The following is a 21,456-nucleotide window of genomic DNA, read 5'->3' as shown; positions in this document are numbered from 1 at the left end:
ACAATGAGAAACTACAGTTGTTTATATTAAATATGACTGTTTTACACAAAATAAGACAGTTACGCTTCATGAAGAACAAAGTTTCATCCAAGTAAGCCTTTCAAAGATTAAGAAAGAAACGAAATACTTGTTTAGCTCAAATCGACATAAAGCGTAAAGTTACGTTAAAAATAAACAGCACACCGGTTTCTTACACCCTGAATGGAAACAAAATCGTGCTAACCATAAAAAAAACACTCAGCAAAAATCATCTATTAAAATCGTAGAAGGGGCAATCACCGACCCAAACGGTGAGCCTGTCATCAGAGCCATTGTCAAAGAAGAAGGCACCAATAACGAAATGATTTCCGAGCTTGACGGAAAATTTTCCATCAAGGTGTACCCCAGTGCTCATCTAAGCGTTTCATATGTTGGAATGATCACCAAGACGATTTCTGTAAAAGGAAAATCGTTCTTGAATATCACCTTAACAAAAACACTCGAAGAAGTGGTTGTAGTAGGATATGGCACACAGAAGTGGGTCAACTTGACCGGTGTCATCTCTACCGTTTCCAGCAAAGAGTTCATTGACCGTTCAGCATCCACTGCTACACACATGTTGTAAGGCAAAGCGTCAGGACTAAATATCACAACCTCTTCTGGTAATCCGGGCAATGGTGCCAGCATTAACATTCGTGGAACCAACTCCATCAATGGCAGTAGTCCGTTAGTGCTGATTAACGGAGTGGAAGGAGACCTATATCGTGTGAATCCAGCCAACATCGAATCCATTTCTATCATCAAAGACGCTTTTTCAACGTAAGCGGTTGAGCAACTCCATCTTGCATATTTGGATTTTGGGGATTTTTGGCTCACACATAACCAACGTAAGATGCTGGTTGGGTCTAATCAGTTGTGTGCAACTTATCGTGTTTCAGAAGAGACAGCGTAGTGGATTGTCTACGGATTTTCCGTGGATTTTCCATGGACAGTCCATGGACTTGTCCTATGCAGATGTCCACCTGTTTGGAAGTAACTCCCGGAGATCCCTGTTCGATTTAGGTTCGAGATAATATGGTAGTTTGGTAATGACATGGTTCAACCATTCGCGTGGATTGACTCCACATTCCTTGCACGAGCCGAGTAACGAACATATAACCGCCGTATTCTCGGCAGCTTCCTGATTTCCACAGAACAGCATGTTTTTTCTGGTCAGCACTATTGGTCTTAGTGCATTCTCCGCTCTATTGTTATCTATAAAAATCCGTCCGTCATACAGATAATGCCTCATTCGTGGCATGAGGGGATATGCATAAGCTATGGCCTTTCCCATAAGACTGCGTTTAAGAACCTTGGGATACGTGTTCTCAAGCCATAGTTCGAAGCTGTCAAGCACGGGTTTAGACAGCCGTTGACGTAATTTTGCACGTTCTTCATAGGATAGTTGCTGTTCATCGGCCATATGCTCCACGTTATACAGGTCCTGTATGAGTTTAAGTCCCTGCATGGCATATTCCCGATTTTCTTCTTTTCCAGATTCTATATGACGACGTACGTGCGCAAGGCAGGCACACAGATGCACGTCTTCCTTCTCCTCAAAAATATCATAAACGGAGTAGCCGTCGCATTGAAGGTATCCCTTGAACGGCTTCAGAAGTTCTACCGCCACTTTCTGTGCGCGTGAACCGTTGTCATAATGGAAAAAGAGCAGGTGCGGCATGGCCGCTCGGACCATCCAGATATATTCCTTCGCCGCTTTGTGTTTGTCATGGTTTATAACCGGAAGTGTGGTTTCATCGACCTGTACATAGTCGGAAGACAACACTTCCTTTTTAAGTTCCATGTAAAGTGGTTTCAGCAGTTCGCAGACAGGCTTGAACCAGCCGCTCAGGGTTTTCCTTGACAGTTTCACCCCCAGATGTTCCAGTTGTTTCACCTGCCGATAGAACGGGACATGATACACGTACTTCTGCAGGAGCATCTCCGTGAGCATGGACGCGCCGGGCATTCCCTTGTATATGGGCATTAACGGCATGGGAGCGGTTATCACGGCTTTCTCTCCGTTCTCTATCGCTTGTGTGTCATCCTTGAGCGCATACGTGGGCCGTACCGTATCTTTCACGTAAAGATACCCCGGCTTCATTTCCAGCGTTCTGGTATGTTCCTCGTCTATCTTGACGTATTTTTCAGGATCAAGGCCTTCCGGTTCGATTATGACAGTAACCACGGGCAGGTCATCCATCATCACCCGGTTACGGCGGGATGTCTTTTCGGCGACCTGGACTTTCGGGACGATAATCTGCGCAGCCGCTTTACCTCGGGCTTCTTCGATTTCCGCCTCGATCTGTTCCAGACCGCCGTATTCAAAAGAGAGCATGGGGTCCCCGTTATTGATGGGCTTGCATTTTTCACTCATCTTCCCGAACACTTTCCTCTTCAGCCATGCCAGTGAAGCGTTCAGATCAACTATCGTACTACGGAGTTCCTCGATTGTTCTGGCTTGCGAGACAATCGTTTCATTCTGCTTGCGGTTGGTCTCCGCCATCGCGGAAAGCTGTTCCTTCAAGGACTCTATCAGTTGTAGTAATGTGTCTTCCCTTGTCATTTCCCGATTTATTTATGACATAAAGATAATGAAAAAACATGGGATAAGCAAACATGCAAACGGTTTATTTTCAGTATTTTTCGAAGTATCACCATCTGCTTTTCAGATCCCGCAGACGCCTCTGGCGGTTTTTCTTGTCCTCACTTATACCTTCAACCATCATCACCAGATCGCTCCAGGTCATGGGATATGACTTCGTTCCGGGATCGTAATCGGGCAGTTTAAAAGTGCCCTCTTCAAGCAGCTTCTCGTACAGAACCAAGCCGCCGGTTTCCGCATGAAGTAATTTCAAACGGTTTTTGGCGCGGTTCACGAACAGGTAGACATCACCGTTTCTCACATCACCACCCATCTTATCATGAACAAGGCCGCTGAGACCGAAAATTCTTTTGCGCATGTCAGTATAGCCACCGCACAGGAAGTAACGCATATTATCATTTAGGCAGAACATTGGCATTATATATTTTTGAGATAAAATTTAGGGCGGACTTGCAACCGTACTGACCTTTAAATTTCAGTTTCATTCCGTTGGGAAGTTCAAGGGAGATCTCGGAGTTGTCTACTACCTTGCAAGGTTGTTTCACTGGCTTGTAAGGTTCTATGGCAGGAGATGGTGCCGGAACGGTATGGGAAACTGGTAAAGCTGTCTGGTCCTCGATTATGATGGGACTAAAACCTACCATTTCCTCCATGGGAGAACAAGCAAGCTCTTCATCTGTGATCTTAAAACGCAGTCTCCATTCGTAGAACTTGGAGCGATGAAAGCCCTCATTGTGACAAAAATCTGTTACATTCAGATTACTGGCCTTTTGACGGCGAAGAATCTTGACAAATTCCTCGCGCGTCATGTACTTCTTCTTCTGTATCATAATGGAAAACGATATGATTAATTAGGGATACAAAAGTAGCAAAGGAAAAGGCTTAGAAAAAGATGGATTTATTCAGACGCTTACTTATAAAGGCTTTAGAGGAATATTAGACCGTTACAACAATAAGAGAATCAAATTTAGGTTAAAAGAAAAAGAGTCTGGTGCAATACCAAACTCTTTCACGATAAGTTAATAATTTACTGTCCATTTTTTTAGGATACAATTCATTTTTCGAACACCCTCATTGATTTTTACTTAAGAGTGATGTTGACCGATTTAGTGTCGCGGCTGTTGGGACCGATCATCAGTTCAAAATCACCAGGTTCGCACACATACTTCAAGCTACTATTGTAGAACTTAAGAAGGTCAGCAGTGATTTCAAATTCCACCACTTGGCTTTCGCCTTTCTTGAGGTCAATGCGCTTGAATCCTTTAAGTTCCTTCACTGGGCGAGAGATGCTTGCAAAGACATCGCGGATGTAAAGTTGTACAACTTCAGCACCATCATAATTACCAGTATTAGCAACCCTTACACTGACTTTGATTTTTCCGATTTCAGTCATTTCATTTGTGTCAAGCACTATGTCGCCATATTCAAAAGTGGTATATGACAAACCGTAGCCAAATGGATAGAGTGGCTCATTGTCAATATCCATGTAACTGCATGTATAAAGTTGAAACCACTTTTTTGTAGCAGGGCGTCCTGTATTCAAATGATTGTAGTATAGTGGAATTTGACCTTCACTCTTTGGGAATGTAGTAACAAGGTGTCCACTTGGAGACTTGTTGCCAAACACAACGTCACAAATAGCATCACCAGCTTTGCTACCACCAAACCACACATTGAGAATGGCATTGAGGTTGGCGTCCTCCCAATTGAGAATAGTGCTTCGTCCAGAGAAGTTGAGCATTACAATGGGTTTACCAAGTTTTTTGAGCTCAATAAGGAGATTGTGCTGGGCATCGTAGGTTTCAAGACTTGAACGCGAACTGCTTTCACCCGAGCTTTCCGATGCTTCACCACCAGCAAAGAGTATTACGTCGGCCTTCTTGGCAATTTCAAGTGCCTTGTGGAGCATTTCTTTTTCACTACGATTATCACGAATGGAATGACCATAACGGCAGATGATAGCTTCTTGTTCGGCGTTGTGTACGAAGTTGCAGCCTTTTGTATATAGCAGTTTTGCTCCGGTACCTTTAAGTGCCTTAGTCATTGATTCTTTCAGGGTCTCGTGGCGTTCGTGAACAGCTGCCACGCTCCACATGCCTGCCATGTGGGTGCGTGTATCAGCCATTGGACCCACAAGAGCGATAGTGCCTTTCTTTGCCAATGGTAGAACGCCGTCATTTTTAAGTAGGACAAAAGTTTTGGCAGCCATTTCGCGTGCAGCAGCAAGATGTTTCTCGTTATAAACATCCTTATTAAAGCGGTTGAGGTCGCAGTAGCGGTATGGATCTTCGAAAAGACCCAGTTTCCATTTTGCTTCAAGCATGCGACGGCAAGCTTTGTTAATTTCTTCCTCGGTTACTAGTCCTTCGTCAAGAGCCTCCTTAAGGTGGCAAATAAACGACTCTGCACCCATGTCAAAATCGGTACCAGCCTTGAGCGCTAACGCTCCAGATGTTTTTAGGTTGCCAATGCCGTGGGCTGTCATCTCAAAAATTGATGCATAGTCGGTAACAATAAAACCACCGAACTTCCACTCATTGCGAAGAAGAGAGGTGAGGAGCCATTTGTTGGCAGTAGCAGGGACACCATCAACGACATTGAATGATGACATTACCGAACCGGCACCGGCTTCTATTGCCGCCTTGTAAGGAGGAAGGAAGTAGTTGTACATATTCACACGACTCATATCCACTGTGTTGTAGTCACGACCAGCTTCTGATGCACCATAAAGGGCAAAGTGCTTCACGCAAGCCATCATCGTGGTATGGTCGGTAAGGTCAGTGCCTTGGTATCCTTCAACCAAAGCTTTGGCCATTGCACTGCCAAGAAATGGGTCTTCACCATAACCTTCTGCCATACGTCCCCAACGAGGATCGCGACAAATGTCAACCATTGGGCTGTAGGTCCACATTTGTCCGTCGGCAGTTGCCTCAATAGCATTGATGCGTGCACTAGCCTTTACTGCAACTGTATCCCAAGAGCATGCTTGAGCTAGGGGAATAGGGAAAATAGTCTCAAACCCGTGAATAACATCCATACCCACAATCATGGGAATGCGCAATCGGTGATTCTCAATATTGAGTCGTTGGAGTTCGAGAACATTTTTTACGCCTTTGCAGTTGAGCACACCACCCACTTCTCCTTTGCGAATTTTATCTATAAAATCGTCGGTTTGTTTTGTTCCTGTTACAATCTCGGTGGGAGCAGGGAGCAAGTTAAGCTGACCAATTTTTTCTTCAATGCTCATCTGCGACATTAATTTGTCGATGAACGTATTCATTTTAGTATCTTTGCTTTGTGCAATTGGCATCATTACCAGTGATACCATTGCAATAAGGGAGAGTTTCATAATATTCATCTCTTATATTGTTGTCTATTATTATCTACGAGGTTGGAAGCGAACTTCGATGGGTCTTGGAAGCCATACGCGATAGCGTCCATTGAAGTTCCAATCATTACATGCTGAAGCAAAATCGCAAAGGTGGATAGTACGTGTGGGCATCTGACCGTCGTTGTTATAGGTACCTACAGGTACTACAATTTCATAGGCCATCCACATATTTTCTGGTATTGCACTTTTGCGTAGTTCCACCTTGCCATTCTTGTTGGTAGGTATAATACAAGCTTCGTCCACAAATCCATCACTGAAGCGACTATCACGAGCAAGAGTGATTGGGCCGCGAATAATTGCCTGATGATTGTTAAGCATAACCAATTGAGGTGTCATTTCAAAGTTGATAGTCACTTTATCGCCATTATTCCAAGTGCGGTCGATTACAGCATATTCACCGGCAACTACACCATTGATTGAATTGCCGTTCACTTGAATATAGACATCTTCTGCCCATTTAGGGATGCGCACACGTATTGCAAATGCTAGTTTCTTCTTGCATTTTACAGTGATTTCCGAATTGCCCTTTTGGGGATAATCAGTAGTCATTGTGAGTTTTACCACATTTTTGCCCACCTTCACTTCAGCAGAAGATGGTGTGAACAAGTTTACATCAACGGCACCATCTTGAACCCGATAAGCATAGCGTGGAATCATTGCGAAAGCGCGAGGAGCATTGGCATTGCAACAGTGTAATGGCATATCACACTGTCCGTCAGCACCCATACGGAATCCCTCAAGCGGGAGATACTTTACAATTTCAGTGCCATCACACTTCATGCTTGCAAGGAGTGCATTGAATATGCTTTTTTCGATGTTTTCAGCATAAACGGGCTTTCCGGTAATTTCGAGTAGGCGCTTGTTAAGTTGCATCCAAGTAAAAGTGACACAAGTCTCCATTGCATCGATGTTAGGCTCAGTCTGACGTTGCTTACCGCCAAACCAGCATTCCGATGCTGCACCCGAGCCACAGATGTTGATTTCTTCATCCATGATACGCTTCACTACCTTTTCCACAGCGTCAAGGTAGCGAGTTTCACCAGTCACCTTATACAACTCAAGGAACCCTACATAGCACGACATCATCTCATAGGCCTTCTGACCATTATCGTTGCTCCACCAGTCGGATTCATCCACTGGGAAACGACGATCGAGACGGGTGTCAGCAAGTGTGATGAGTTGTGGACCGCCCACTTCGTCAAGGCTATAAGCCAAATACTCGGCAAAATTGAGATATTTCTTATTCTTAGTGACGTTGTAAAGCATTACCACGGGCTCTAGTATTGAACCGGAAGCCATGCCCTTGTAGCAACCTGTAGTGTAAACAGGTGTAGCACTCGGACCAAGCTGAGTGATTGTATAGTCAATCAATCTGCAAGCAGCATCAAGAGCTTTCTTGTCGCCAGTGAGGTCATACCACTTGAGGAAGCCAAGCGTGGTGTACTTGCGACCCCACACGTCCCATCCTTGGAGTTGGTGCTCCTTATCATAATTGCCTATGTAACCATTGGGCAACTGCAATGCAATCATCAATGTCACCGATTTCTCGATTTTTTCATACAAGGTGTCATCGACGTGATATCGATAGGAAGCAATAGCGCCTTGCACCCATTTGCCCCAGAATTCACATTGCCATCGGTTTTGGGTTTCATCTTGTGTACGGAATGGTTGCACCAAGAGGTCGATATCTACAGGCATAGTGATGTTAGCAATACTATTGTTGATGCGATTGCCCACATAACCATCAATTCTCACATTTTGAATCCCTAGTGTCGTTTTTTTTTCTTCAGCCATCATGGTAGAAGACATCGCTCCGATAACCAAGGCTGAGCATATCCAAAATCTAAACTTCATCTTATTAGTTTTTAGTATCCGAGGTCTTTGTAAGGACTCCGAATATTATACTCTCAAAATAATTCTTTACATCAGTCCAACGATAATATGGACCATCAACGGTTGCAATGGGTAACGTCGCCTCATGCTCGTTATATACCATATAACCTATATAGCTAAATATTAATGTAGCATTTTGAGGAACTTTGATTGTAAACTTGCCATCAGAATTGGTGGCAACACCGTTAGTGCGGGCGTTCTTTTGTACGACAGAAACTCCAATGAGGGGTTCCTTCTCAGAATCCATAACGGTACCGGTTACAGTGATGGTTTGTGCTATTGCCCATGGAAAGCACAACATCGCCATAAGAAAGACCATGATGGTTCGTGATAAACCTAAATTTTCTTTCATAAGTGTACTTATTGAATTAATTGATTTTTAATCGTTTATCAATGCTTTGATAATTTTTTACCGAAACTTTAAAATTAAACACTAGAACTGACAAAAACTAGTTCGATAATACTAATATAGGAGAAGTATACCCACGAACACAAATGTTTTCACCTGCTCAGATGTTATTTTATTTTGCTTGGAAACTTTTTGTTTGTACATCACGGGAGTTCGGTCCTACCATAACATCAAATTCTCCGGGTTCGTAAACATAATGTAATTCGGAATTATAGAATTTCAAGTCATCTTCCGTAATAACAAACTTAACATCACGGCTTTCCCCGCTCTTCAGGAAGACGCGTTCAAAACCTTTCAGCTCTTTCACCGGACGGGCGATCTCCGCATAAATATCACGAAGATACAGTTGTACCGTTTCGTAACCATCGTAGTTCCCCTTGTTTGTTACAGTGACAGACACAGTCAACTCACCATTTTTAGGCAAGGTTTCCGAGCTAATCTGCAACTCACCATAAACAAAGTCCGTATAACTCAAACCATATCCGAACGGATACAGAGGTTCATTGCTCTCATCCAGATAATTGCTGGCATAGCGGTTGAACATACGACTGTCGGGATCAGGACGACCCGTATTCAAATGATTGTAGAATAACGGCAGCTGTCCCACTGAACGCGGGAAGGTAGTTGTCAGTTTGCCACTTGGAGTGATCTTGCCAAACAATACATCGGCAACCGCGTCCCCTGTTTCGCTACCGCCAAACCAGACATTCAATATGGAATGAACATTCGCATCCTCCCAGTTTAAGACTAAAGGACGTCCCGTGAACAGAAGAAGTACGACAGGTTTGCCCGTCTTCACTAAAGCCTTCAATAAATCCTGTTGTGCATCGGGTATCTCAAGACTGGTGCGTGAAGCCGATTCACCGCTCATTTCCGCACATTCACCCAAAGCGGCAACAATGATGTCTGAACGGGAAGCCACGCGTAAAGCCTCGTCCAACAGTTCCCGGTTGTCTCCACGTTCCAGCGGGCGAATGCCCGTAGCTGCTTTTTCTGTTTCCGCATCATAATATATGTTGCTGCCTTTCGCATATAGAATTTCAGCCTTGTCACCCGCTGCCGCGCGAATTCCTTCCAACAATGTTCTGTGACGAGACGGCGTACATGTCATGCTCCACATACCGCACATATTATTACGTGCGTCTGCCATTGGACCGATCAGGGCAATCCTGCCTTTTTGTTCAAGTGGAAGCAGGTTGTTGTCATTCTTCAACAGAACAAATGTTTCAGCTGCAATCGCACGTGCAGCAGAACGGTGTTCAGGCGTATAAAGTTTCTCTTTGGCACGCAGGGCATCGCAATATTTATACGGATTGGAGAACAGTCCCAGTTTATATTTGGCTTCCAATACACGGCGACAAGCCATATTAATCTGCTCTTCCGTTACCTTCGCTTCTTTCAGGGATTCCTCCAATGTATTGAGGAACCCGCATGAAACCATATCCATATCCGTTCCTGCCTGTAAAGCGCGAATGGAGGCTTCCTTCAGAGGGGCGACACCATGGGAGGACATTTCGGCTATCGAATTGTAATCTGTTACCAATAGTCCTCCGAAGCCCCATTCATTCCGGAGCAGGTCGGTCAGTAACCATTTGTTGGCTGTGGCAGGAATACCGTCAACGATATTAAACGAGCTCATGATGCTGCCTACACCAGCGTCAACGGCAGCTTTATAAGGAGCCAGATATTCGTTATACATACGTAGTCGGCTCATATCCATTGTATTGTAATCGCGTCCCGATTCGGACGCCCCATAAAGTGCGAAATGTTTCACGCAGGCAAGAATTTCATCGTTGCCTTGCATATTGTTTCCCTGATAACCACGCACATACGCTTTTGCCATTAAAGAACCCAGGTAAGGATCTTCTCCGTTCCCTTCTGCGATACGTCCCCAACGGGCATCACGACAAATATCGACCATCGGGCTGAATGTCCAGTTAATACCGTCTGCGCTGGCCTCAATGGCGGAGATGCGTGCCATACGTTCGACGGCCAGCGTATCCCAACTACAGGACAGTGCCAATGGGATTGGAAAAATAGTTTCGTAACCGTGGATAACGTCTGCACCTACAAGTAGAGGTATTTTCAACCGGCTTTCTTCTACCGCAAGGTGTTGCAGGGCATTAATTTTCTGGATCCCCTTGACATTGAAGAAGCCGCCTATTTCCTGTTTGCGAATCATATCGCTAAGTTCACCGTTCATCACCGAACCTGTCACGAGATCACCGCCCGAAGGCAGGTTTAATTGTCCGAGTTTCTCACGGAGAGTCATCCGGTCCATTAAGTCGGTAATGAAACGGTCCATTTCCCTATCTTTCCCTCCCCCGGATGGTGAGCAGGCAAAGAGAGTAAGCCCGCAAAGGGCGCAAGATATAAGATTTCTTATCTTCATTTTTCTTGTTATTGGGTTATTTATACTTGTTGTCCGATTTTTCTTTCCACACCACTACTCCCGCAGGTTCAAGGCGTGCACTGCCAATCAGTACTTCTGCCTCATCGGGAATGACTATTTCCTGAATGTCCGACGTATAATTCAAGGCGATGTAAAAACCGTCACGCCATTCCTTCACCACTCCGTACGGTAAATCTTCAGTCGGTACGCCGGCTTCCGTATATACACGACGTACTACTTCTTTCTCCAATTTGCCGTCATCGGTATCCGTTCCGATATAGGTGACCGTTCCTTTACCCAGCCTACGGTGTATCACGGAAGCAGCTCCCTTATAAAACTGGTCCGCATACACAGCCCACACATCTGTTCCGGCAGCCGGGGTTAGTACGTCCGCCCAATTGTTCCAGGCGTATTCCTCACTGCCGAAATCTACTTTTCCGTAGAGACTGTGAGGCAGATGGTCATAGTACAAGCTGTTTATTCCGGCCAGTTGATGAATAGGAGCCGCTAAAGGAGCCTCCCACAATTTGGCGTCACGGTCTTTCTGACCGGTACGGCAGGTCAGAATCAGATGTCCCCCATTCTTCACGTATTCAGTCCAACGTTTTACCAAATTGTTATCAAGCAACTGATAAGCCGGCGCAATCAGGAAGGGATAATCTGAAAAATCCTCCTTCTCCGAGATCACATCGACGGGAGCGGCGAAGGACTTTAGCAGGTTGTAATACTTATGTATGTGCGGCATCGTCCGCCACTGGTCTGTCTGACGCTGGAACTCCATTTCCCAATAGTTGTTCATATCGAAAAGCAGTCCAATGCGTCGGGAAGCCAGCTGTTTGGGCATACGGCTTTTCTTATCGTAGGCGGCACGAAGCTTTTTCATCTCCTGCGTAATACGTACATATTCTTCACCGCCCGGAGAAAGAGTCACCCCATCGGTCATTATCATGCCGTAATGGTATTGCTCACTGCCTTTCAGAGGTTGACGGAAACGGTAATTGCACACAAACTTCCCACCACCTGCAAAAACGTGATACACCCACATACGGACGGCACCGGGTAAAGGTTGGGGGTTATACATTCCCCAGTTCACCTGCCCGGGTTGGAGTTCCATAACTCCAAAGGCTTTACCTACGCGATTACGGAACTGGTCGTTTGAGAAACCGAGATCTTCCGGAATACCCATCCGGAAACCCTGGCTGCCTATTCCCTGATTATGTCCGGTCACCAGATAGCGGGTGTAGGTCAGGAAGTCCGGATGATCGATCCGTACCGGATCAACCGGATTGAAAACAGGAATCAGGTTGGTAGTGATCCATTGGTCTTTGTGGATATGCCGCCGGAGGATGTCTGCCTGCATATTAACAAAGCCCGCCAATTCGTCCGCCATAAAACGGTTCAGGTCGAGCATGGCATGAGGATTGGGCTTTTCAGGTACCTCCTGCTGGTTGGGAAGGCGAACCTGCTCGAAGTTCTGATAGGTTTCGCTCCAGAAAGAGGTGCCCCATGTATCATTCAGTTTGTCGATGGTGCCGTATTTCTTCTGTAACCAGACACGGAATTTTATTTGTGCATTTTCACTGTAATCCACTACTCCGTAATGTCCCGGCTCGTTGTCAATCTGCCAGCCGATAACAGCAGGGTGATTGCCATAACGCATTGCCAGACGGGAAACAATGTTTTCTACATAACGACGGTAACGGTCGCTACTCCAGGAAGCATGCTGACGCCGTCCGTGTTGAATAGAAACTCCATTATCCCGCTGAATCAGTATGTCGGGGTACTTTTTTGACAGCCAGACGGGAGGTGTGGGAGTAGGAGTACACATAATTACCTTCAGACCATATTTCTCTGCTAAAGAGACGGCACGATCCAGCCACTCAAAATCATACTTTCCTTCTTCCGGCTCCATCATGGCCCAGGCGAACTCCGCAAAATGGGTGAACTTGATTCCCATCTCCGACATTTTCTTCAAATCACGTTCCCATTGGGAGGAATCCCATTGCTCGGGGTAATAGTAAGATCCTAGAGCAAACAACTCTTCCGGAGGAAAAGATTTATCGGCCGGAGATTGAGCAAAGGATACCAATGAAAACAATAAAGCTAAGACTAATAAGGACTTTTTCATGGATATTATTTTAAGTTTCATCGCTATAATAAATAACAGGTTAGCGCAGTGGTCTGGCTTTTATTCCGCCGGAGGTCATTTTTACAGGTTTGATAGTACCGTTTTTATTAAAATACATTCGGTCAATGCAAGTAATGCGGTAGTTCCCATCGGTTTCACCCAAAGGGCGGCGATGATAGACAATATACCATTCATCCTTTCCCGGACCTTTGATAATGGAATGATGTCCGGCACCATTAGCTATTTTAGTGTCCTGCTCCAGAATCTTTCCGACTCTTTTGAACGGACCAAAAGGCGAATCCGCAATGGCATACGCTACACAATAATCGGGTCCTGTCCAGTCGCCTTCTGACCACATGAAATAATATTTGCCATTGTGTTTAAGCATAAAAGGTCCTTCTATATAATTTTCCGGAGTCACTTCTTTATAAGTTGTTCCGTCTTCAAAAGGTACGATACTGATTAGATCAGATCCCATCTTCACCATATTGCAATGTCCCCAACCGCCGTAATACATATAATACTGACCGTCATCGTCCTTGAATACAAACTGGTCAATAGGTTGCGCTCCGTTCACGATCTTGCCAATCAGCGGCTTTCCGAGCGCATCCTTGAAAGGACCTTCCGGACGATCGGCTACAGCCACACCTATACCTCCCACTTCACTCTCATGATATATGTTGTTTGCTCCAAAATAGAAATAATATTTCCCATTTGCTTCTATCACGGCAGGTGCCCATAAAGCATTCCTTAACCAGCTGATATTTTCGACAGAAAGGACTTTCGGGTGTTTTCTCCAGTGTACCAAATCTGGGGAAGAAAAGGCATCCATGTACAATTGTTGTTCGAAAGGAGCTGAATAAGTCGGATAAATCCAGTATTTATCACCGAAAACGACTCCTTCGGGATCTGCATACCAACCGTCAAAAACCGGATTAGTACTTGTCTGTTTTTTGCCCGTATTTGTTTGAGCAAATAAGGTTACTGAACAGCAACACATAATCATGAAAAAGAATACTATTTTGGAATTCATGTCTATAAATATTAAAGTTATGCCACAAAAATGATGAAAAATAAATGAAATAAAGGTTGATTATTTGCCAATAAATAGCGAGAATCAACCAAATTGCCGGAAAAATAATTATTTCATATATTGCTGCTTGTAAAGGGCTGTTTTGATTTGTTTTTTCACTTTCTTTGTTTGCAGGTTCAACACTTTTGTTATATATTGCCGTCCCATTTTCGTTGTATCTGTCTTGAATTTCTTAATTGGTCATTTAACAGGCTATTATTTATATATATTATAAGTATTACTATGCGAATTTTATTGTATTTTCTCCTTATTCTTTTAGTGGGTTGCTCATCCGGTCAGAATAAAAAAACACATGAGCGGGTAGACCTCGATTCCGTACCTGTTTATACGAATCCGCTTTTGTCAAGAGGAGGAGACCCATGGGCGGTATTCCATAACGGAATATATTATTATACCCAAAGTATGAGCGACCGCATCACTTTATGGGCAACAGATGATATAACCCGGTTGGCGGAAGCATCCCAGAAAGATGTGTGGGTACCTCAAAATTCGTCAAACGCATTTCATCTTTGGGGACCTGAAATACATTACATTAATAATAAATGGTATATTTATTGTTGTGCGGATGATGGAAATATTGATAATCGTCAGATTTATGTGCTTGAGAATGAGTCTGCTGACCCGATGAAAGGGGAATTTGTCATGAAGGGAAGAATATCAACTGATGAAGATAATAATTGGGCAATTCATGCCAGTACTTTTGAACATGGAGGAAAGCGTTATTTAATCTGGTGTGGATGGCAGAAACGTAGAGTTTATCAGGAAAATCAATGTATTTATATTGCCGAAATGGAGAACCCATGGACACTGGCTTCTGACCGTATTTTGATTTCCGAACCAGAATATGAATGGGAATGTCAGTGGATCAGTATAGATGGTAATAAAACTGCCTATCCGATTCGTGTCAATGAAGCACCGCAATTCTTCTATTCTTTGAAGAAAGATAAGTTATTGATTTATTATTCGGCAAGTGGTAATTGGACTCCTTACTACTGTGTAGGACTGCTGACTGCCGACACTGACAGCGATCTGCTGAATCCGGCTTCTTGGAAAAAGGCACCGGAGCCTGTGTTTAAGCAAGCACCGGAAAATCATGTATATGGACCCGGTAGTATCTGTTTTATTCCTTCACCTGACGGTAAGGAATGGTATATGCTTTATCACGCCCGCAAGAGTTTGTATGATATGCTTGTTTTGGATAGCCGGACGCCGCGTATGCAGAAAATAGAGTGGGATAAGGAAGGAATCCCTGTTTTAGGAATTCCGCAGAAAGAAGGATTCCCGCTTCGCAAACCGTCAGGCACTCCTGAACGCAAATGAAAATAGGGGGCGTACTTTTTGCAATACGCCCGTTTTATTCAAAAGAGCCCGTTTCTTTCTTTTCTTATTTAAATGGTCTTCTTTTTCACGAAAAGAAAAATTCTCATCTTTTATTGAATGTTTTTTTTCCTTTTTTTTAGTGCGTATTACTTATGTTTGCAACGTAATCTATTAAATAAATCAACTAATGTAAAACGCGCAATGAGAAATGAAAATCTATTGTCCTTTCTTCTTATAAAGAGAAGAATTTTAAAATTACTGGCTATAAAATATGCATACAGTTTAATTATTTTATGCGGAATTAGTTTTATAGCATGTTCAGATGATGATCCCGTAAAAAAGAATCCTTATCTGCAAACGAGCACCCGTGCTATGCTGAAAGAGGTAGTGGAAGTGGTGTTTAACAATATCGATAGTAATACTGACATTACTGTTGACTTTGGTGACGGAACGGTCAAGGAAGGGAAAGCTGCTACGCCTATCACTCATGCTTATACACAAAGTGGTGACTACACGATGTTAGTGACAGCAGGTGAGCGCGTAGTACAGAAAAGGATCCGTATTTACGACCTATTGGCGCTGACAGAAGCCATGAAGCAATTCAGGGATGCAGATAACAAAATGGTATGGGCTATGACGCATCGCTCTCATACAACAGACAAGACTATTCCCGAAAATTCGGTATCTGCTGTAGAAGCTGCCATCAATGCAGGAGCGGATGTGATTGAATGTGACACTCATCTCACAAGCGATGGAGTAGTTATGGTGTGCCATGACCAGACAATCAATGCTACGACTAACGGCACAGGGGATATTACGAAAATGACTTATGCTGAAATTCAGCAATATAATCTGTTGGACCGGAATGGAAGGGTGACCGATGAGAAGATGCCCACATTGGAAGAGTTTCTGAAAGCAGGGCGTGGAAAAATATATTTCAATCTGGATTATTCTCCACGTACAGCCTCTACCCAAGAGGTGATGAATGTTGTCAAGGAACTGGATATGATGGAACAAGTCTTTTTCTATTGTAACAGTAGCCAGAAAGCAGAAGAAGTGTTGTCTATTTCTAAAAAGGCACACGTGTACACATGGGCACAAAGCGCTTACAAACCTCTGGTTGGGCTTCCGGGAAATTATTTCGTGCAATATTCTTATGCTCCCGACGGACAAAGTACTCCCATAGGGACTGCTATCAGTGAGGGGATGATTCCTACAGTCAATATGCTTCATGTATTATCCGGATTAATACCTGAATATGATATAAATGCGACTTATCTGGATGAGCTTCTTCAGATTTATCCTGAAGTACGTATGATACAGACAGATGCACCGGAAGTATTAATCTCCGCTTTACAAGCAAGAGGATTGCGTTAACTTTATCATCTAACATAAAATCATTTATTTATGAAGAATATTCATTTCAAAACGTGTACCTGTCTGTTAGGTATACTGCTGATACTGTTTTCCGGTATACAGGTAAAGGGAGCTTCTTTGGAAGTTCAGCAGGAAAGTAAGATATCAGGTACGGTGACGGACGAAAAGGGCGAACCAGTTATTGGCGCTTCCGTAGTAGTCGTAGAATCGAAACAGGGTACTATTACAGATATAGACGGTAAATTTCTGGTGAACGTACCTAAGAATGGACACCTGAAAGTGTCTTATATCGGTTATGAAACACAAGAAGTGGCTGTTAAAAACCGCCAGTTATTGAAGATCGTATTGAAAGAAGAATCGACCGCTTTGAATGAAGTGGTAGTGGTGGGTTACGGTACGATGAAACGGAAAGAAATGACTTCGGCTATTTCGCATATAGGTGCGAAAGATCTGAATCAGATATCCAGCCTCGATGCCTCCATGCTTTTGCAGGGGAAAGTTTCCAGCGTTTCGGTTTCTAACACAGCTCTGGCCGATCCGAACAATCAAGGAAGTATTCAGATTCGTGGTGTCTCTTCCCGTAATGCAGGTTTAGGACCGTTAATTGTGGTAGACGGAGTGCCGGGAGGTGATATGACGAATATTAACCCTGCCGATATTGAATCGATTGATGTATTGAAAGACGGTGCTGCTTCTGCGATCTATGGTACGCGGGGTAGTAACGGGGTTATCCTGATTAATCTAAAGAAAGGGACCAAAGATGGACAGGTTCATACAACCTATAGTACTTCCGTAACTTTTAATAAAGCTAAAAAAGAACTCGACATAATGAATGCGGAAGAATACCGTGCTTATCGCACAGTGTCTAATCCGCTTTCCGATATGGGAGCTGATTCAGACTGGTTTGATGCCGTTACTCAATTGGGGGTGACTCACATGCATACATTGACTTTTTCCGGAGGAAATGCCAGAACCAACTATCGGGTGACTGCCGACTATCGTAATGCCCGTGGTATTGATTTGCGTTCCGATCGTCGTGAATATGGAGCACGTGCCAATATTAACCATACAACCAAAGACGGGCTATTCACGTTCTCTGCTAATATAACTCCCCGTGTTATCGACCGGAACAAATCAGCCAATGTATATAGCAATGCTATTAAAAACAATCCGACAATGCCTATTTATGATTCGGAATCGGTTAATGGATACTATCGTTTTCCCAGTGGAACGGAAGGTTCTAATATCGTAGAGCAATTGAATGAAGAAGAGAATGGTACGGAAATTAAGTTGCTGGAATGGAATGCTACGGCTGCTGTTAATCTGCTGCCTCTGTTTAATCCGAAGAATCCGGACATGGTATTGAAGTCGCAGGTCACTATTTCTCAATATCAAGTTGATAAATTTAACGGATGGTTTACACCGTCTACTTATGGTTCTAACGTAAATGATGGTGTCACCGGAAAAGCCAGCCGTGACTTCGACAAAAGTACGACAAACAATCTGGAATGGGTAACAAATTTCTCTACACGTATCAAGGACCATCAGATCCGTGCAATGGTGGGGTATAGCTATAATTATGGTGTAAATTCCGGAATGTCTGCTGAAAACTGGAATTTCTCTTCGGATGGATTGACCTATAATAATCTGGGTTCCGGGCTGGAAGCGGCAAAAGATGGAAAAACAATGATGGGCTCCTATAAGAATGACCATAAGTTAATCAGTTTTTTCGGACGTGTTAATTATGATTGGAAAGAACGCTATCTGTTTACTTTCTCTTTACGTCACGAAGGGTCTTCCCGCTTTGGCGAGAATCATAAATGGGGTAATTTCCCGGCTGTATCTGTCGGTTGGCGTATCTCGGATGAGAAGTTTATGAAAGGGCTTCCATGGATTGATGACTTGAAGGTGCGTTATGATTATGGTGTCACCGGTAATCAGGAAATAGGAAATTACAATTCTCTGGCTACTTACCGGGCTTTCGGTTGGTATCAATACAATGGTAACCGTTTTCATGTATGGGGACCGAGCAAAAATACGAACTCGGAATTGCGCTGGGAGAAAGGACATAATCAGAATGTGGGTTTGGACTTCTCACTCTTCTCACACAAAGTGACCGGTTCATTTAACTATTTCCATCGTAAACAAAGTGATTTGCTCGGAGACTATTCTGTACCGGTACCACCTAACTTGTTCTCCACCATCTATACCAATGTAGGTACATTACGTAATACCGGTTTCGAACTTGATGTTACAGTAAATGCTGTCCGGACAAAGGATTTCACTTATAGTTTCACATTAGTGGGGGCTACTAATAACAATAAGTTTGTGAGTTTTTCCAACGATATATATAAAGGACAAAAATATTACTCCACCTGTAGCATGGCGAATCCAAATAATCCGGGATATTTGCAGCGGATTGAAGAAGGAGAACGTATTGGTAACTACTTTACATATCGTTATGCAGGAGTGGATAAAAAAGGTGACTGGCTGATTTATGATAAAAAGGGGAATGTGATTCCTGTAGCCCAAGGTACGGAAGAGGATAAGTCTGTGACCGGAAACGGTTTGCCGAAATTTACCGGCTCTATGACGCATAACTTCACTTATAAGAACTTTGATTTGTCTGTTGCCCTCCGCGGTGCTGCCGGGTTTGATATATTCAACGTGCATGATTTCTATTTCGGATTGCAGAGCATGACTACCAACCAGTTGACGACCGCTTATTCGAAGAATGCACATATCACGACAGGTAAGAATGTGATTACCGACTATTTCATAGAACCGGGTGATTATCTGAAGATAGACAACGTCACTTTAGGATATACCATGAACCTGAATAAGAAATATATTGAAAAGATACGTTTGTTCGGTACGGCCAACAATCTTTATACGTTTACGAAGTTTACCGGTGTAGATCCTTCTACCTACGAAGTGAACGGACTGACACCGGGTACTTTCGGAGGAGGATATAACTATTATCCGTCTGCTTTTCAGTTTATTTTAGGATTACAAGTAAGTTTCTAATAAAAGACGATTATGAAAATAACAAAATATATCATTGGATTAGGGATAATGGCAGGTACAGTCATTAGTTTGCCATCCTGTACAGATCTGTCGGAAACGGTGTATGATCAGGTCATGTTTCAAAACTATTATAATACCAAACAGGATGTTATCAACGCTGTTTTTCGTCCGTTTGAGCATATCTATGAATCCATTGTCAGACGTCATGAACACGAAGAGCTGACAGGGGATCAGTTGATAACGCCTACCCGGGGAACTTGGTGGTATGATGGCGGTAAATGGGAAAAATATCATTATCATCAATATGATGACATTAATCAGGAAGACTGGACAAATGAATGGGAAGGCATGTATGGCGGTATTGGTCAATGTAATCTGGTGTTGGATGATTTGTCTCAATTGAATCCTTCTAAATTTAATTTAAGTGACAGTGAGTTTGATAGTTTTAAAGCGCAACTACGTTGTATGAGAGCTTACTGTTATCTTCGCCTGCTTAATAGTTACCGTAACTGTATCTTAACTACGACTTCTGACCAAGCGGTCAATGAACAGACGGAAAACCGGAAGCAGGTATCTCCACAGGTTATGTTTGATTTTATCGAGAGCGAGTTGAGAGATATCTGTCTGGCGGCTTTACCTTCCAAAATCGGACAATCTGGTAATGGCAGTCAACAAGGACAATTTACTAAAGCGGGGGCTGCTGCATTGCTGGTGCGTCTTTACTTGAATGCGGAAAAGTGGATTGGACAGCCTAAATGGCAGGAATGTATTGATATGTGTGAGCGTATCACCGGAGGAGAATTCGGCTATTATGCAATCGCTAATAACTGGTACGAACCTTTTGACTGGAATAATGAAATGTGTAATGAAGTAATCCTCGGTTTTCCCGGTTCTTATGGATTGACTAGCTGGCATCTGAAAAATGACAAGAGAACTGTTTACGGACGGGCTCTTCCTTATGGTTGTGAGAAATACCTGAAAATTGAAGGAAATGGCAGCAGAAATCCCAAATATGCACTTTCGCCAAGTTATAATAACCAGCAACCACGTGCATTGTTTGATTATGAATTGGGCATGGTTACGCAGAAATTCGCCAAGTATGCGGGCGATAAACGTTATAAACAATATGTAAATACGAGTAATAATACACGGGAAGGTATGTTCTTCATGGAAGGGAAAATCGCTAATTCCAGTATAAGTGGGGGATATGCCAAGAATCCGGATAACCAATATGTCCTTTACCTACTTGATCAAGTGGGACGTTTTGAAGGTAACGCAGAATCCGGTTATATTGCCAACCCGAATTATCAGGAGTCTAAACTGGGAAACGGAGATTTCAACTCGGGGCTTTACTGTGTGAAGTATCCTTTCTATCCGTTTGATGGAGGATATTTTATAGAGTCGGATTATACGGAAATCCGTTTGGCGGAGATTATTTATTCGCAGGCGGAATGCCTGCTTCGTCTCGGACAGGCAGGCGAGGCCGGCAAGCTGTTGAACAGCGTGCGTAAACGCAACTATGAAAACTTTACTGCAGATATCGCTTATCAGCCGGAAGGTAACGTGGTACTTGATCTAAAAGAAATGCTTGATGAATGGGGGCGGGAATTTCTTGCGGAGAGCCGTCGTCGTACGGATTTGATCCGCTTCGGAAGATTTCAGGATGCATGGTGGGACAAGAAACGGGATGCAGATACTCATTATGAATTATTCCCGTTTTCACAGACCCAATTGGAGCAGAATGAATATCTGAAACAGAATCCTGGTTATCCGGATATTGCCCGTTAAGCAGTGGACTGTAAT

The 21,456-nt window shown here is 43.5% G+C and carries 15 protein-coding genes; 6 read left to right on the top strand and 9 right to left on the bottom strand.

All coding sequences use genetic code 11. The annotated features are described in order from the left end of the window. Positions 1–253 precede the first annotated feature (253 nt). Together H8796_RS06335 and H8796_RS06330 are read left to right on the top strand one after the other, a co-directional pair. On the top strand, positions 254–604 hold the full coding sequence (locus tag H8796_RS06335) for a carboxypeptidase-like regulatory domain-containing protein (RefSeq protein WP_117937450.1): 351 nt from the start codon (positions 254–256) through the stop codon (positions 602–604). 21 nt (positions 605–625) lie between these two features. After that, positions 626–802 (top strand): TonB-dependent receptor plug domain-containing protein, encoded by a 177-nt coding sequence (locus tag H8796_RS06330; protein ID WP_117937448.1) that lies wholly within the window; start codon positions 626–628, stop codon positions 800–802. A gap of 183 nt (positions 803–985) precedes the next feature. Here the strand turns inward: H8796_RS06330 and H8796_RS06325 are convergent, their stop codons facing one another. The 9 genes from H8796_RS06325 to H8796_RS06285 all read right to left on the bottom strand — a co-directional run bounded on the left by H8796_RS06325 (position 986) and on the right by H8796_RS06285 (position 13,869). Further along, complete coding sequence (locus H8796_RS06325; RefSeq protein WP_117937447.1) at positions 986–2,584, bottom strand: IS66 family transposase; 1,599 nt, start codon at positions 2,582–2,584, stop codon at positions 986–988. Between the two features lie 88 nt (positions 2,585–2,672). Next, complete coding sequence (gene tnpB, locus H8796_RS06320; RefSeq protein ID WP_233530879.1) at positions 2,673–3,014, bottom strand: IS66 family insertion sequence element accessory protein TnpB; 342 nt, start codon at positions 3,012–3,014, stop codon at positions 2,673–2,675. Between the two features lie 4 nt (positions 3,015–3,018). After that, positions 3,019–3,453, bottom strand: a complete 435-nt coding sequence (locus H8796_RS06315) for a hypothetical protein (protein ID WP_117937443.1) — start codon at positions 3,451–3,453, stop codon at positions 3,019–3,021. Positions 3,454–3,704: 251 nt separating this feature from the next. Further along, complete coding sequence (gene bglX / locus H8796_RS06310) at positions 3,705–5,981, bottom strand: beta-glucosidase BglX (protein ID WP_117937441.1); 2,277 nt, start codon at positions 5,979–5,981, stop codon at positions 3,705–3,707. A gap of 21 nt (positions 5,982–6,002) precedes the next feature. Then, a complete protein-coding gene (locus tag H8796_RS06305; protein ID WP_233530407.1) occupies positions 6,003–7,751 on the bottom strand; it encodes a beta-L-arabinofuranosidase domain-containing protein in 1,749 nt (582 codons plus the stop codon). A gap of 121 nt (positions 7,752–7,872) precedes the next feature. Beyond that, complete coding sequence (locus tag H8796_RS06300; protein WP_117937437.1) at positions 7,873–8,259, bottom strand: carboxypeptidase-like regulatory domain-containing protein; 387 nt, start codon at positions 8,257–8,259, stop codon at positions 7,873–7,875. 169 nt (positions 8,260–8,428) lie between these two features. Beyond that, the gene (gene bglX / locus H8796_RS06295; RefSeq protein WP_117937435.1) at positions 8,429–10,708 is read right to left on the bottom strand and encodes a beta-glucosidase BglX; all 2,280 of its coding nucleotides are present in this window, start codon (positions 10,706–10,708) and stop codon (positions 8,429–8,431) included. A 16-nt stretch (positions 10,709–10,724) separates the two neighbouring features. Beyond that, complete coding sequence (locus H8796_RS06290) at positions 10,725–12,836, bottom strand: beta-galactosidase (RefSeq protein WP_117937433.1); 2,112 nt, start codon at positions 12,834–12,836, stop codon at positions 10,725–10,727. A gap of 40 nt (positions 12,837–12,876) precedes the next feature. Then, the gene (locus H8796_RS06285) at positions 12,877–13,869 is read right to left on the bottom strand and encodes a glycoside hydrolase family 43 protein (RefSeq protein ID WP_004322309.1); all 993 of its coding nucleotides are present in this window, start codon (positions 13,867–13,869) and stop codon (positions 12,877–12,879) included. Positions 13,870–14,151: 282 nt separating this feature from the next. Between H8796_RS06285 and H8796_RS06280 the strand changes: the two genes are divergently transcribed. The 4 genes from H8796_RS06280 to H8796_RS06265 all read left to right on the top strand — a co-directional run bounded on the left by H8796_RS06280 (position 14,152) and on the right by H8796_RS06265 (position 21,441). After that, positions 14,152–15,249, top strand: coding sequence for a family 43 glycosylhydrolase (locus H8796_RS06280; protein WP_004316154.1), 1,098 nt, complete (start codon positions 14,152–14,154; stop codon positions 15,247–15,249). Positions 15,250–15,450: 201 nt separating this feature from the next. Continuing rightward, complete coding sequence (locus tag H8796_RS06275; protein WP_117937432.1) at positions 15,451–16,626, top strand: glycerophosphodiester phosphodiesterase family protein; 1,176 nt, start codon at positions 15,451–15,453, stop codon at positions 16,624–16,626. 30 nt (positions 16,627–16,656) lie between these two features. Continuing rightward, positions 16,657–19,653, top strand: a complete 2,997-nt coding sequence (locus tag H8796_RS06270; RefSeq protein ID WP_117937430.1) for a SusC/RagA family TonB-linked outer membrane protein — start codon at positions 16,657–16,659, stop codon at positions 19,651–19,653. Between the two features lie 12 nt (positions 19,654–19,665). Then, positions 19,666–21,441, top strand: a complete 1,776-nt coding sequence (locus tag H8796_RS06265) for a RagB/SusD family nutrient uptake outer membrane protein (RefSeq protein ID WP_117937428.1) — start codon at positions 19,666–19,668, stop codon at positions 21,439–21,441. Positions 21,442–21,456 lie beyond the last annotated feature (15 nt).

Source organism: Bacteroides sp. M10, assembly GCF_014334015.1.
Classification (GTDB): Bacteria; Bacteroidota; Bacteroidia; order Bacteroidales; family Bacteroidaceae; genus Bacteroides; species Bacteroides intestinigallinarum.
Note: the sequence above shows the minus strand (reverse complement) of the source record. Positions and strands in the feature narration are given on the sequence as shown.

Bases quoted from the DNA above. Each gene is read 5' to 3' on its own strand.
- H8796_RS06325 (WP_117937447.1), bottom strand. From the start codon at position 2,584: ATGACAAGGGAAGACACATTACTACAACTGATAGAGTCCTTGAAGGAA.
- bglX (WP_117937435.1), bottom strand. From the start codon at position 10,708: ATGAAGATAAGAAATCTTATATCTTGCGCCCTTTGCGGGCTTACTCTC.
- H8796_RS06265 (WP_117937428.1), top strand. From the start codon at position 19,666: ATGAAAATAACAAAATATATCATTGGATTAGGGATAATGGCAGGTACA.
- H8796_RS06315 (WP_117937443.1), bottom strand. From the start codon at position 3,453: ATGATACAGAAGAAGAAGTACATGACGCGCGAGGAATTTGTCAAGATT.
- H8796_RS06270 (WP_117937430.1), top strand. From the start codon at position 16,657: ATGAAGAATATTCATTTCAAAACGTGTACCTGTCTGTTAGGTATACTG.
- H8796_RS06290 (WP_117937433.1), bottom strand. From the start codon at position 12,836: ATGAAAAAGTCCTTATTAGTCTTAGCTTTATTGTTTTCATTGGTATCC.
- H8796_RS06280 (WP_004316154.1), top strand. From the start codon at position 14,152: ATGCGAATTTTATTGTATTTTCTCCTTATTCTTTTAGTGGGTTGCTCA.
- bglX (WP_117937441.1), bottom strand. From the start codon at position 5,981: ATGAATATTATGAAACTCTCCCTTATTGCAATGGTATCACTGGTAATG.
- H8796_RS06300 (WP_117937437.1), bottom strand. From the start codon at position 8,259: ATGAAAGAAAATTTAGGTTTATCACGAACCATCATGGTCTTTCTTATG.
- H8796_RS06285 (WP_004322309.1), bottom strand. From the start codon at position 13,869: ATGAATTCCAAAATAGTATTCTTTTTCATGATTATGTGTTGCTGTTCA.
- tnpB (WP_233530879.1), bottom strand. From the start codon at position 3,014: ATGCGTTACTTCCTGTGCGGTGGCTATACTGACATGCGCAAAAGAATT.
- H8796_RS06275 (WP_117937432.1), top strand. From the start codon at position 15,451: ATGAGAAATGAAAATCTATTGTCCTTTCTTCTTATAAAGAGAAGAATT.